The sequence below is a fragment of the Cryomorphaceae bacterium genome, from assembly GCA_007695365.1.
Classification (GTDB): domain Bacteria; phylum Bacteroidota; class Bacteroidia; order Flavobacteriales_D; family SKUL01; genus SKUL01.
Window position 1 is genome coordinate 1 of sequence record REDV01000087.1, and the last position, 13,708, is coordinate 13,708.

Below are 13,708 nucleotides of genomic sequence, written 5' to 3' on the forward strand. Positions count from 1 at the left end.
AACTCCCGACACCTGGTTTTGGAGACCAGTGCTCTACCAACTGAGCTACACCCGTCTATTGACAGCTAAAGGTGAAAGGCACATGTGCCCTCACCTTCCGCTGTCAACATATTTCAATCTTCGTTCGAATTACTCGATGATTTCGGTAACCTGACCAGCACCTACGGTACGGCCACCTTCACGGATCGCAAAGCGCAGACCTTTGTCCATCGCTACTGGTACGATCAGCTGAACGGTGATGGTTACGTTATCACCAGGCATTACCATCTCACGACCTTCTTCCAAAGTGATTTCACCGGTTACATCAGTAGTACGGAAGTAGAACTGAGGGCGGTATTTGTTGTGGAAAGGAGTGTGACGACCACCTTCTTCTTTCTTCAACACGTAGATTTCAGCTTTGAATTTGGTGTGAGGAGTGATTGAACCTGGCTTGGCGATAACCATTCCACGCTTAATCTCAGTTTTCTCGATACCACGAAGAAGCAGACCAACGTTGTCACCGGCCTCACCGCGGTCGAGGATCTTGCGGAACATTTCCACACCAGTTACGGTTGACTTCATCTTCTTATCCTGCATACCGAGGATTTCTACTTCCTCACCTGAGTTGATTACTCCGGTTTCGATACGTCCGGTAGCTACGGTTCCACGACCGGTAATAGAGAACACGTCTTCAACCGACATCAGGAAGTCCTTCTCAATGTCACGTGGTGGAATTTCGATCCATGTATCAACGGCATCCATCAATTCCATTACTGTGTTGACCCACTTCTCTTCGCCATTCAAAGCGCCGAGAGCTGAACCGCGGATAACGGGGGTATTGTCACCATCGTAGTCGTAGAAAGAAAGCAAGTCGCGAATTTCCATCTCAACAAGCTCGAGGAGTTCCTCATCATCCACCATGTCCACTTTGTTCATGAACACAACGATACGAGGCACACCTACCTGACGACCGAGAAGGATGTGCTCTCGGGTTTGAGGCATAGGGCCATCAGTAGCGGCAACAACCAGGATAGCACCGTCCATCTGGGCAGCACCAGTTACCATGTTCTTTACGTAGTCAGCGTGACCGGGACAGTCAACGTGTGCGTAGTGACGGTTAGCTGTTTGGTATTCTACGTGTGAGGTGTTGATCGTAATACCTCGTTCTTTCTCTTCGGGTGCGTTATCGATAGAATCGAAGCTGCGCAGTTCTGAGAGCCCCTTGTTGGCAAGTACAGTAGTAATTGCAGCAGTCAGGGTAGTTTTTCCGTGATCCACGTGACCGATGGTACCGATGTTTACGTGGGGTTTGGAACGATCAAATGTTGCTTTTGCCATAGTTCCTAGTTGTTAAAGGTTCGTGTAATTGTTATTCAGTTAAAAAATAATTGCCGATCAGAGCCAATGAGGGGAATTGAACCCCTGACCTCTTCCTTACCAAGGAAGCGCTCTACCCCTGAGCTACATCGGCTTTAATTTATGAGCGGGAGACGAGATTCGAACTCGCGACCCTCAGCTTGGAAGGCTGATGCTCTACCAACTGAGCTACTCCCGCTTATAAAGTCCACGTGCTAAAAAAACAGCACGCTATGTAAAGAGCGTGTGGGGAGAGCAGGATTCGAACCTACGAAGGCTGAGCCAACAGATTTACAGTCTGCCCCGTTTGACCGCTTCGGTATCTCCCCAATTTCCTTTAATGAGCCGGCAGAGGGACTCGAACCCACGACCTGCTGATTACAAATCAGCTGCTCTAGCCAACTGAGCTATGCCGGCATTAAAGTCACCATGTTAAGAACGCTGCATAAAAAAGCAGACCTTCTCTTAAAAAGGTCTGCAAATGTATGAAAGATTTAGTGCTTCGCAAAAAATCGTGGCAGATATTTTGCTAATGTTTACTAACTGCTGTTATTCAGCTACATGGCGAATCTACGAAGCCATTCTAACGCGTCTTTTTCCTTTGGATTTCATAAGCTGCCTACGCAGGGCTTCTACAGCTTCGTCAATTCCTTCTTCGAATGACTTGCATTGACGTTTGGCAAAAAGCTCCTTGCCGGGTATGTGAAGGCGGATTTCAGAAATCTTGTTCTTACTGTCTTCAGATTTTTCGAGTCGTAAAAAAACTTCACCGGAAATAATGTTGTCAGAGAACAACCCGAGCTTGTCAACCCGGTCTTCTACAAAGTTAATCAGTTTGCGATCTGCTTTGAATTGGATGGAATGAACATTTAGGTGCATAGCGTGATAATTTTTGGTGAATACTATCCTTTAGGATGGGCCTTACGGTGAACATCCTTAAGTTTTTCTATTGAATTGTGTGTGTAAACCTGCGTAGCGGCAAGGCTGGAATGCCCGAGCAAAGTACGAATAGCTCCCAGATCTGCGCCGTGGTTCAGCATGTGTGTTGCGAATGTGTGTCTCAGCACGTGCGGGCTTTTTTTGCGGAGGGTGGTAACCAGACCAAGGTAATGATTCACGATTCGATAAACAAGTTTTGGATACAATTTATCGCCGTTGTCTTTTACGACGAAATATATGGTTGGGATACAGAATGACTGCTCTTTTTTCAACGTTTCATAGCGTTTGATTATTGCCGCGAGATGGTCGCTGATAGGAATCAACCTCTCTTTGTTTCTTTTACCCAATACCCGAATCAGGCGCTCGTTGGTGCGAACATCTTTTTCGGTGAGTTGAATCAACTCAGACAAGCGCATTCCCGTATGGTAGAACAGCTCAATAATAAGCGCGTCGCGGCAACCTGTAAAGTCGTCGCTGAACATGTCGGGCTCAAAGAGTCGGTTCATATTCTTCTCTTCCACAAACACCGGCAAGCGCGTGCCCGCCCTGGGCGCCACTACTTTTTGCATCGGATTGACGGTGAGCTGGCCGGTGCGCTTCAGGTATTTGTAATAGGCCTTGAGGCAGGATATTTTCCGCTTGATGCTTACCTCCTTCACCCCTTCCTGCACAAGCTCCACAACCCATGAGCGTATCATGGTATGGGTAGCCTGACCGGGTTCATCCAGTTCATAGGACTGCTTGAGATAGGCTCCGAATTGATCCAAATCGGAGGAGTACGCCTTAACGGTATGCGCAGAGTAACGCTTTTCGTGGGTGACGTAATTTAGAAAGGCAGGTACAGACATAAAAAAAGGGGTGAATACCAAGTACGGCATTCACCCCCGAATATCGGAACTTTCTTTCGAAAGTGGACTAACTATTCATTTTCGCGCTTCATCTGCGCAACGTACCTCGCTTTCAAAACTTCCTTGCGACGTTCTACTGAAGGCTTTGTAAAGTGCTGACGAGCACGCAATTGACGCATCGTTCCGGTGCGCTCGAACTTCTTCTTGAAACGCTTGAGAGCTCGCTCAATGTTTTCGCCTTCTTTAACAGGAATAATCAGCATGTTAGATGTCGTTTTGTAATTGGGCTGCAAAAGTACAAAAATCTTCTTCCAATACAAGAGCTAGGAAAAAATTTCAGCTGAAGTATTCCGGTGCTTAGTATGTCACCATTGAATGGATGGGTATCCGGTATGGCTCCAGCGCATTGCGTCCATTCAGGAAAGCCAATTCCACCAAAAAAGAGAATCCGGTTACAATACCTTGCTGCACCTTAACCAGCTCGGCACCCGCCATGGCTGTTCCTCCGGTGGCAAGCAAATCATCGTGTACCAAAACCCGCATACCCGGATGTACCGCGTCTTTGTGCATTTCTACCACGGCCTGTCCGTATTCCAAATCATACGCGTATGATACGGTATGGTAGGGTAATTTTCCTTTCTTTCGAATGGGGATAAAAGGTACGTTGAGTGATCGGGCCATTTGGGGCCCGAAGAAAAACCCTCTGCTCTCCACACCGGCAATGGCATCTACACGCATTACACGGGCCTCCGCGGCCAAAGCATCTACAATCTCTGCCGTAAGATCGGGGTTTTGCAAAATCGGCGTGATATCCTTGAACATGATGCCGGGCTTCGGAAAATCCGGCACATCCCGAATGACCTCTTTGAGCCGCATAGTAAGACTATTCATGTACGATGAGATAGGGTTTGATGCGCCCAAAGATAGAGTCATTGATTAAATAGGAGCGTTGGATGTCTTCTACCCGGCGAAAAGAACCATGTGCATTGCGCATTTGCACGATGGAATTGGCAATTTTGAAAGTTATGTAAGGGTGTCTTTTAAGACGGTCTATGTCTGCCTTGTTCAGGTCAATTCTATGAACCAGCGATGTATCCAGACTGAGATAAGGTGCAACCATTTCCAGTTTTTCGTCATCAAAGCGATAAATTTCCTTGAGTTGAGTATAATCCCGAAAACCCCCCAGGGCATCGCGTCTCTCTATAATTTTACGGGCGAAAAAAGGGCCTATTCCTCTGATGGCTACAAGGTCGGAAGTATCGGCCAAATTTAACTCTACCAACTCGGGCATGTCATACATTGCGGATTGTCTTTCCTCCCCTGCCCCCTTTTCTTTCGCGGCCTCTGTTACCACCTTTTCCCTGTCGGGCAACGTGGTGGCTGTGCGATCAGCGAGGCTTATCTCTACATAAGGCTTTAACCTCATAAAGTCTTCCTCCGACAATACGTAGATTTTGGCAAGGTCATCGGGATTGCGAAATGTTCCACCACTTGCGCGATAATTGACGATGGCTCTCGCAGTTCGCTCAGGTAAACCCAGGAGTTTGAGCGAATCAAATGAAAGCACATTGGGGTCGAACAGGAACAGCTGTACTGAAGCGCGATTCGATGGAGCCTCTGCTGATGATTGGGCAGCCTGAGCGTCCAGGCCTTGATAATACTCCAACACGGCAGCTTCAAATTCCGGGTCACCATGCGTTGCATTGGCTGGCATTCGCTGATAAATGTACAGCCCCAATACCCAAAAAGCCATGAGACCTGCCAGAAAGAACACTCCCTTTTTCTCGCTCGGATAGAACTCAAAAAAATCGTTGATTCGTTTTTTCAGGCTCATATGATGCAAACACTATTCGGTGAAACGCCTGATTTTTCCGGTTTTAATGCGATGCATGTAATCCTTCAGGTCAGCCCGTACTTCGTTGGCCAGAATCAATAAGCCAATAATGTTGGGAAAGGCCATTCCGAGTATCATCAAGTCCGAAAAGTCGAGTACAGCCCCCAGGCTCGATGACGCGCCCACCACAATGAAAATCAAAAAGATAATCTTATAAAGGTTGGCTTTCATTTTTCCGTGGCCAAAGAGATAGGTCCAGGCCTTCAAACCATAGTAAGACCACGATATCATGGTTGAAAAAGCAAAAAGGATAATGGCAATAAGCAGCACCCAATCGAACCAAGCGAACACGCTGCTGAAAGCAGCCGACGTAAGCTGAGCCCCTTCAAGCCCCGATTGATCAAATGCAAATCCGGTAAAAATCAGCACCAGGGCGGTCATTGTACATACTACCACCGTATCAATAAATGGCTCCATCAGGGCTACCACGCCTTCGCTTACGGGCTCGTCTGTTCTGGATGCCGAGTGCGCAATAGACGCTGACCCCACTCCTGCCTCGTTGGAGAATGCCGCCCGCTGAAAACCCACAATCAGCACACCAATAAACCCGCCACGCATTGCCTCCGGTGAGAATGCGCCTCCAACAATATGCCCAAAGGCTTCACCAATCTGGCCGATATTTGCAAATATGATAAGGATAGCGAACAGCACATATGTTCCCACCATAAGTGGAACAATTTTATCCGTTACACGTGCAATACTGCGGATACCGCCAATAATTACCAGCCCCACCAACACGGCTAAAACGAGACCAAACAAAGCTCTGTTTTCCAGAAAGAACGGCACTTTGGACGCCATCTGAGCCCAGGCCTGATTGGCCTGAAACATGTTTCCACCTCCAAACGACCCGCCAATACAAAGCACCGCAAACAAAGCTGCAAGCACTTTACCCAGTATGCCATGCCCTCTAATGGTCAAGGCTCTGCTCAGGTAATACATCGGACCACCGCTTACCTCCCCTTTATCATTGATAAAGCGGTATTTCACACCGAGTGTGCACTCTGTAAATTTACTCGCCATACCCAGCAGCCCCGCACAAATCATCCAAAAAGTGGCACCCGGCCCTCCGAGCGAGATAGCAATAGCCACCCCGGCAATGTTTCCCAATCCAACAGTGGCAGATAGCGCTGTAGTTAGTGCCTGAAAATGTGAAACCTCTCCTTTATTGGCCGGGTCGTCGTATTTACCGCGCACCAATTGGAGCGCATGTGCCATCCCACGAAAATTGATGAATCGCATTTTGATGGTGAAAAACACGGCTCCAAAAACCAGCCAAACCACAATAAACGGAATAGGCTGTTTTCGCGGATCACCATTGGGATGCAGTACCGCGTTGCCGGCGTCATCATAAATAACCGGATCGTAGATACCCATAAAGGCAAACGGATCGGCAAATAGCATGGATGCCATAAAATCCACAATCGGAATAAAGGTGGAGTTCAGTCTTTCTTCAAATGAGTTACCCTCAATGGTTCCCGTAAGTTCAACCGACTCACCGCGGGCATCGGAAACGATTACTTTAAAAGTTGTGTTTTCAGTTAGCCCGGTACTCACTGAATCGGTGAGCGGCACACTTTGCAGGCTCCACTTGTAGGAATAGGGTCTCTCCCCACCCTTGGCCTCTACCCGGGCCTTGCCGTCGTTAATTTCGCGGCTGATGTTCTCAGTTTCGAGATGTGCGGTGAATTGCCCGAATGAGTGTAACTGTATGTAAACCAGAAAAAGGACAAAGGTGAGATGTTTCATGAAAACAGGTTGATTCCGAGCAAAAATGCGAAAAAAGGTCGATTTAGCAACCACCTTCCTCATCTGCGCGAAATTCGGATGTGCGTGTTGTCCTTAAAGATCCCAAACAGACTGGCGCCTGCGAAACTTGAAATACTCTTTGTGCTCCAACACAAAAGCCATGGCCATGTATATGACCAGCGGAGAACCAAGGGTCAGGAATGAAACATATATGAAGAAAAGCCTGATATGCCCTGTATTGATTCCGAGCTTTTCGCCCCACCAGGCACATACACCAAACGAGCGCTGTTCAAAAAATGCTTTTATCCGATGTATCACTTTAGGCGTCGTTTAAGAGTTTGGTTCCGATGGCACAATGTAAGCATTTCTTTTCATCACAATACTGGCTTTTGAGCTCAAGTAGTGATTGTGAGTGCGCAGCGTGCTCAAGGTCAAAGCCCAGTTTATGCATATTTAAGACGATGCGATTGCTCTCGGGTGGCCTGCTCTCAAGAAGGCGTATCCCCTTGTCGGCATAACGTTGGTCGTCGAGATGCTGCGAATAAGCAAATAAAAACGGCACAACGGTATTGATGATGATATTGTCTTGCGACGCGGCGCCAAGGTGCTTTTCTAAACCACTCGCCGTCCGTCTGTCAAAGTGATGGTATTCTGACCAGTAAGGTGAAGCAGTTACATCGAAAAGCGCAGCAAGTTCTGCCGGGTTCTCACTTTCGAGAATGGCCCTGAACAAGCCCTTACTGCCATGCACCAGCGCTGCCAGTTGTGCAACGCGAATGGTTGGAAAATTGGCAGGGCGCATCCTACCGAATTTCCACGCTACCGGCTCTATGGGAATGAGCTTGTGCTTGTGACGTAAAAAGGCGAACTCATTTTGAAGCTGCAAGGCATAATCCGTCTCCAATCGCTCGTCGAGCCATCCTGACTGACCAAACAGCAGAGCCTCCAACTGTAACAGATTGTCCTGATACTTTCCCAGAAGGTTTACGGGCAGGCTTCGGGCCATCATCTCCATGGGCTGGGCATTTACCTTAAAACCAAAATTCATGGCCAGCTGCTCGAACAGGGTTTGCTGCCAGTCGCCGCGGTTTCGATCAAGCCTGAGAAGCACATCTTTGGACTTTCGCTCAAGGCGGTTCACCAGCATCCGATCCTGGCAAAGTGACACCACTGTTTTAGAAACGCTCGAGAGCAGTGCTCCACAGGGAATGAACTGCCTGCTTGCCAAAAAGCTCAGGTACAAGTGATATTGCCTTTCTGAAATTCTTGAATCAAGAGATAAAACGGGTATTTCCCTGCCCTGTGTATTGGTGGTTCCATCGGATGACGGGGCAAACACCACATGCAGAATTACATTATCATAGGCCACATCAAGGTGGTGTTCATGCCGAAACCAATCGCGTTCATCCACATGAATTTCCACATTGCCCACCCAAAGGGTGCCATCAATCTCTACACGGGCATTGAAGAAATCAGGGCCCGATTGGTGGTTGTGTTGACCGGGGTGAATAACCACTACTGAGCGTCCGTCAGTTGTGGTCAGCGCATCTTTCCGAAAGAGCCCGAATTTCCATATATGATGTAAAAACTCTTCTCTCATCTGGATTATTTCAGGTATTTCAGATGATGTTATGCTGTAGGAGCAGTGTTTCCATTTGCCGCTGTAATTGAATACAAGCATCTTCTACACTTTTCTCGAAGCCCTCCCCCGAACCTGCGTAGATAACAGATCTTGATGCGTTTACCAACAATCCGCAATCAGATGTCATAGCGTGTTTGGCCACGTCGGCAAGGCTACCTCCCTGCGCTCCCACGCCCGGCACAAGAAAGAAATGGCCGGGTGCCAGTGCGCGCATTTTGCTCAGCAAATCTCCACGCGTAGCTCCAACCACGTACATTAGGTTCTCTTCGCTACCCCACTGAATAGATGATTTCACCACTTGCTCAAAAAGCATGTCGCCGTTTTCGAGCCTCAGCATTTGAAAATCGTTTGCTCCCTGGTTGGAGGTCAGCGCTAATACAACGGCCCACTTACCTTTACGGTTCAGGTAGGGTTCAACAGAGTCGCGCCCCATGTACGGAGCTACCGTAAGTGCATCCGCCTGAACGGTATCCCAAAACGCAGCAGCATATTGATTGGAGGTATTGCCGATGTCTCCCCTCTTGGCATCGAGAATTTTGAGGTATCCTTCAGGTATGTAAGCTACTGTTTCCTGGAGCGTTTGCCATCCCTGCCATCCGCTGCGCTCATAGAATGCTGTATTGGGCTTGTATGCCACGCAATAGGGGGCCGTGAGTTCAATAATTGCTTTATTGAATTCGAGCACCGGGTTCTTGTATTGTTTGAACTTCACAGGAATGAGAGCCGGGTCGCTGTCCAGACCAACGCACAAAAAGCTACGTTGTTCTTTGATGCGCTTTATCAGTTGCTCTCGGGTCATCATTCGGTTCCGGCTTTGAGTTTTTCTGCGTTTTCGGCCACTTTCAAAGCATCAATGATTTCGGATATTGCTCCGTTCATTACATCAGGCAGGTTATACAGCGTGAGATTGATGCGGTGATCGGTAACCCTTCCTTGTGGGTAGTTATAGGTGCGGATTTTGGCCGAGCGATCGCCCGAGGAAACCATGGATTTTCTCCGCGCGGCATCGGCCTCGAGCTTTTTCTGTAATTCCTTTTCGTAGATACGAGAGCGCAGCACTGATAGCGCTTTGTCGTAGTTTTTTAGTTTGCTTTTTTGATCCTGGCACTGCGCCACAATACCCGTTGGTAAGTGCGTAAGACGAATAGCTGAGTAAGTTGTGTTTACCGATTGACCTCCGGGTCCGGAAGAGCAATATGAATCAACACGTAAATCAGATTCCTTTACCTCAACATCAAACTCTTCTGCTTCGGGCAACACCATCACAGTTGCTGCCGATGTATGCACCCTTCCCTGGGTTTCGGTTTGAGGCACACGCTGCACGCGGTGCACACCTGCCTCGTATTTCAGGGTACCGTACACGTCGTTACCGCTTACGTTAAAGATGATTTCCTTGTAACCACCCGAAGTACCTTCGTTTACTTCAACCAGTTCAATAGTCCAGTTTTGATGATCGCAAAATCGGGAGTACATTCTGAAGAGATCGCCCGCAAAAATGCTGGCCTCGTCACCACCTGTTCCGGCGCGAATCTCCATGATGGCATTTTTGGCGTCTTCAGGGTCTTTCGGAACGAGCAACATTTTCACTTTTTCCTCCAGTTCAACTTGCCGGTCTTCCAGTTCTGTGAGTTCTGCTTTGGCCAATTCCCTGAATTCCTCGTCTTTTTCGTCCCGCAGAATCTGGCGAGACGAGTCCATGTTATCGAGCACATTTTTGTACTCCAGATAGGCCTCTTCAATTTCCCCAAGGTCTTTGTATTCCTTTGAGTATTGGGCATATCGTTTTTGATCTGAAATCACTTCAGGGTCAACAATGAGCTTGGCAACTTCCTGACGTCGCTCTACAATAAAGCCCAATTTATTCAACAACTCCCTGCTCATGTCTTAGTGGTAGGTAAAGGTTCCCCATTCGCTTTCAATCCGAACTTCTTTCTGTTCGGCGGTTTCAACATATCCTATAACGCCGGCTTCAATCTGCATGCTTTTGGCAATGTCTATCATTGCTTCGGCCGAGGCCTCATCCGTGTATATCTCCAATCGGTGCCCCATGTTGAAAACCTTGTACATCTCCCGCCAGTCGGTTCCGGATTCTGACTGAATCATTTTGAAGAGCGGGGGAACGGGCAGCATGTTGTTTTTTACCACGCGCAGTCCTTCAATAAAATGAAGCACCTTTGTTTGGGCTCCACCGCTGCAGTGCACCATGCCTTGAATGGCATCGCGGTGTTTATTGAGGATTCTTCGAACGAGCGGCGCATAAGTCCGGGTGGGAGAAAGCACGAGTTTACCTGCGTCGAGAGGTGTTCCGTCAACGGGATCGGTGAGTTTTCGTGAACCGGAATAAACGAGATCACCGGGCACGAGAGGATCAAAGCTCTCGGGATACCTCGTTGCCAATTCGGATGAAAAGACATCGTGGCGCGCAGAGGTAAGGCCATTGGACCCCATACCACCGTTGTATTGCGATTCATAGCTCGCTTTTCCGTACGATGCAAAGCCAACGATTACATTTCCTGCACGGATGTTTGCGTTGTCAATGACTTCGGAGCGTTTCATTCGGGCCACTACTGTTGAGTCTACTATAACGGTTCGCACGAGATCGCCCACATCGGCGGTTTCTCCTCCAGTAAGGTGAATATCTATGTTCATACTGCGAAGTTCGGCCAGCAATTCTTCAGTACCCTGAATGATGGCTGCAATCACTTCACCGGGAATCAGGTTCTTGTTTCGACCGATGGTAGATGAAACCAGGATTCGCTCTGTGGCGCCCACGCAGATTAAGTCATCAAGGTTCATCACGAGTGCGTCCTGGGCTATTCCCTTCCAGACGGAGAGGTCGCCTGTTTCTTTCCAGTATATGTAGGCCAGTGAGCTTTTGGTGCCGGCTCCATCGGCGTGCATCACAAGGCAGTAGTTTTCGTCACCTGTCAGGTAATCGGGTACAATTTTGCAAAATGCGTGAGGATAGAGGCCTTTGTCTAGATCGGCAATGGCATTGTGAACGTCTTCTTTGGAAGCGGAAACACCTCTGCTATGGTATCGCTCTGAACTCATGGGTACAAAAATGAAAAAAGCATCCCGAAACACGGGACGCTTTTTCCGATGATTTAAAAATGTCTAGTTGGGTGATTCTTCCACCTTGTCTTCGGGGATGTAATCAAAACTGAGTACAGCAAATGTTGTACGTCGGTTCTTTTGGTGAGCCGCTTCGCGCTCTTCTTCGGTCTTCATGGCGTTGATTTGCGCATCGGTAATTCTGAGCTTTGATTTACCATAACCTTTTGCCACCATTCGCTCAGCAGGAATACCTTTTGAAATCAGGTAATCCACGCATGACTGGGCCCGGCGTTGGCTCAGATCGAGGTTGTACTTTTCGCTACCGCGCGAGTCGGTGTGCGACTGCAGCTCGATAATAATAGTTGGGTTGTCAATGAGTGTTTGAAAGAGGAAGTTCAGTGAATCTTTCGAGTTCACTTCTTCATTCACGAGCAGTTCAGCCCTGTCGAATGCGTAACGCACCTCAGGGAATTCAATTTCATCCGGTTCGGCAACATAGGTAATAAAGAACTCCTTCACAAAGGTGGTTGACTCCTTCACTCCCACAGTGCTGATTTGGTCTTTGGCCACGAGGTAGTCTTCTTTACCCACTTCCATTGAATAGGTAACCTCGGGGTTGATGTAGCGCTCATTGGCGGTTTCTTCAAAATTGAATCCACCATTGGCATCGGTAGAAGCCTCAAAGGAAGAGCCGTCAGAACCTACAACTTTTACGTAAGCATCTTCAATGGGCACCATGGTCTCTTTGTCGTACACATTACCCTGAAGGGCGAAAATAAGCGGGGGCATTTTGAAGCTCCAGATGTTTTCACGTCCTGTTCCACCCGGGCGACCGGAGGTGAAAAATCCGCGGTCCTCTTCTCCGTCGAAGATGATTCCGTAGTCATGAGCTACTGAATTCATGGGTGCCTTCAGGTTTTGCACATTTTTCCATTCCATTTCTCCGGTTTTTTCGGCCACAAACATATCGAGACCTCCCATTCCGGGGTGTCCGTTTGAGGCGAAGTAGAGGTTTCCGTTGTCGTGGAGGTATGGAAACATTTCGTCGTCGGCAGTATTGATTTCAGGGCCCAGGTTTTTGGGCGTTGACCATGACTTGCTTTTGCGGTCGTAAGTAGAGATCCACAAATCGCGACCTCCGTAACCTCCGGGAATGTCGCTTGCAAAAATCAACATGGTTTCGTTGTCGTCAATGGCTGGATGACCTACTGTGTACACATCTTTGTCATCCTTTGGTTTAAGGTCAACCAGCACACCTTCACCCCAGTTTTGGCCTACTTTACGCGACATAAAAATGTCACATCCGTGGCTTTTATTCTTGTCGCTACGGCAGCGGGTATAGTACATCACATTTTTCTTTCCGTTGAGCACTGCCGAGCCTTCATTGTGTTCAGTATTTACCGCACCGGTCAGAGGGTACGGCTCGCTCCACTTTCCTTTCTTGTCGCGCTGAGAGAAGTAGATATCGGTATAGTTCTCACCTGTTCTGTTGTCAATGCGAGAGCCTTGTCCTCCCGGACGCGAAGAAGTGAAATAGATCATTTCATTTCGTTTGTCAGCCCATGTCGGAGAGAAATCAAAGTAGGGAGAGTTGATTTGAACTTCGGGCTCTACAATATAGCGCAACGGGCTATCGAGCCACTCCTGAGCCATTTCGCAGTTAGCGATGGTTCTTGCTACATTCTTGTCGTTGGGAGCCAGTTCAGCGTATTTGTTGTAATAGGTGATGGCTTCGGCAAAATTCCCTTTTTCGCGATGTGATTCAGCAATGTGAAAGTATGCTGAAGGCTCGTCATGACGGGCTTTGATGGCCTTGTTATACCATACAACGGCCTGCTCCATATCGAGCACCTTGCGGTAGCATTCGGCAATCTGAAACAGAATCCGGCCTTTTTCTTTCACGTCCTTTTCCTTGGCATATGCCTTTTTGTAAAGGTCTATGGCTTCGTGGTAGCCTTCGTTCTTAAATTGATTTTCAGCTTCTTTTAAGAAGCGATCTTGTTGCGCTGTGGCAACTCCTGCAAACATCAGCAGCAGGGACATCAGTAAGATTGGTTTCAAGTGTGTCATGCAATTCGGTTTGAATTCACAAAAGCAATAAAGGCCAAAAATAACGATTTCCGGCAGAGAATAACAAAAACATGTTTCGTGCCTGACTTTTTTTCCCGGCGCACTTTCATGCAAGAAGCCGGCACTGAACCGGCTTCTTTAACTTTAATTTGATGTTTTTGGACTACTGCGGGAACA

The 13,708-nt window shown here is 48.0% G+C and carries 13 protein-coding genes and 4 tRNA genes; all 17 read right to left on the reverse strand.

All coding sequences use genetic code 11. The features are described from left to right. Positions 1-129: 129 nt before the first annotated feature. The 17 genes from tuf to EA392_08150 all read right to left on the reverse strand — a co-directional run bounded on the left by tuf (position 130) and on the right by EA392_08150 (position 13,531). Positions 130-1,317 carry an elongation factor Tu gene (gene tuf, locus EA392_08070; protein ID TVR38948.1) on the reverse strand — a complete coding sequence of 396 codons (1,188 nt, stop codon included), beginning with the start codon at positions 1,315-1,317 and terminating at the stop codon, positions 130-132. 61 nt (positions 1,318-1,378) lie between these two features. Beyond that, positions 1,379-1,450: transfer RNA gene (locus EA392_08075), tRNA-Thr, on the reverse strand. Between the two features lie 11 nt (positions 1,451-1,461). Further along, a tRNA-Gly gene (locus EA392_08080) sits at positions 1,462-1,534 on the reverse strand. A gap of 48 nt (positions 1,535-1,582) precedes the next feature. Beyond that, positions 1,583-1,664: transfer RNA gene (locus EA392_08085), tRNA-Tyr, on the reverse strand. 14 nt (positions 1,665-1,678) lie between these two features. Beyond that, positions 1,679-1,752, reverse strand: a tRNA-Thr gene (locus EA392_08090). Positions 1,753-1,905: 153 nt separating this feature from the next. Then, the gene (gene raiA, locus EA392_08095; GenBank protein TVR38949.1) at positions 1,906-2,214 is read right to left on the reverse strand and encodes a ribosome-associated translation inhibitor RaiA; all 309 of its coding nucleotides are present in this window, start codon (positions 2,212-2,214) and stop codon (positions 1,906-1,908) included. A 23-nt stretch (positions 2,215-2,237) separates the two neighbouring features. Further along, the gene (locus EA392_08100; protein TVR38963.1) at positions 2,238-3,122 is read right to left on the reverse strand and encodes an integrase; all 885 of its coding nucleotides are present in this window, start codon (positions 3,120-3,122) and stop codon (positions 2,238-2,240) included. A gap of 71 nt (positions 3,123-3,193) precedes the next feature. Then, positions 3,194-3,385, reverse strand: coding sequence for a 30S ribosomal protein S21 (locus EA392_08105; protein TVR38950.1), 192 nt, complete (start codon positions 3,383-3,385; stop codon positions 3,194-3,196). 94 nt (positions 3,386-3,479) lie between these two features. Further along, positions 3,480-4,013, reverse strand: a complete 534-nt coding sequence (locus EA392_08110; protein TVR38951.1) for an adenine phosphoribosyltransferase — start codon at positions 4,011-4,013, stop codon at positions 3,480-3,482. Next, positions 4,006-4,956 (reverse strand): helix-hairpin-helix domain-containing protein, encoded by a 951-nt coding sequence (locus EA392_08115; GenBank protein TVR38952.1) that lies wholly within the window; start codon positions 4,954-4,956, stop codon positions 4,006-4,008. The genes EA392_08110 and EA392_08115 overlap by 8 nt, the downstream gene beginning before the upstream one ends. A 12-nt stretch (positions 4,957-4,968) precedes the next feature. Further along, positions 4,969-6,762, reverse strand: a complete 1,794-nt coding sequence (locus tag EA392_08120) for an alanine:cation symporter family protein (protein TVR38964.1) — start codon at positions 6,760-6,762, stop codon at positions 4,969-4,971. Between the two features lie 93 nt (positions 6,763-6,855). Then, positions 6,856-7,077, reverse strand: a complete 222-nt coding sequence (locus tag EA392_08125) for a PspC family transcriptional regulator (protein TVR38965.1) — start codon at positions 7,075-7,077, stop codon at positions 6,856-6,858. A gap of 4 nt (positions 7,078-7,081) precedes the next feature. Then, entirely contained in the window at positions 7,082-8,443 is a 1,362-nt protein-coding gene (locus tag EA392_08130) for a DUF2851 family protein (GenBank protein TVR38953.1), read from the reverse strand. Next, a complete protein-coding gene (pyrF, locus tag EA392_08135; GenBank protein TVR38966.1) occupies positions 8,382-9,203 on the reverse strand; it encodes an orotidine-5'-phosphate decarboxylase in 822 nt (273 codons plus the stop codon). Before pyrF ends, EA392_08130 begins: the two co-directional genes overlap by 62 nt. Continuing rightward, positions 9,203-10,273 (reverse strand): peptide chain release factor 1, encoded by a 1,071-nt coding sequence (gene prfA, locus EA392_08140; protein TVR38967.1) that lies wholly within the window; start codon positions 10,271-10,273, stop codon positions 9,203-9,205. Before prfA ends, pyrF begins: the two co-directional genes overlap by 1 nt. 15 nt (positions 10,274-10,288) lie before the next feature. Then, positions 10,289-11,458, reverse strand: a complete 1,170-nt coding sequence (locus tag EA392_08145; GenBank protein TVR38968.1) for a phosphoribosylformylglycinamidine cyclo-ligase — start codon at positions 11,456-11,458, stop codon at positions 10,289-10,291. Positions 11,459-11,521: 63 nt separating this feature from the next. Next, entirely contained in the window at positions 11,522-13,531 is a 2,010-nt protein-coding gene (locus tag EA392_08150) for a tetratricopeptide repeat protein (GenBank protein TVR38954.1), read from the reverse strand. Between the last annotated feature and the right edge of the window lie 177 nt (positions 13,532-13,708).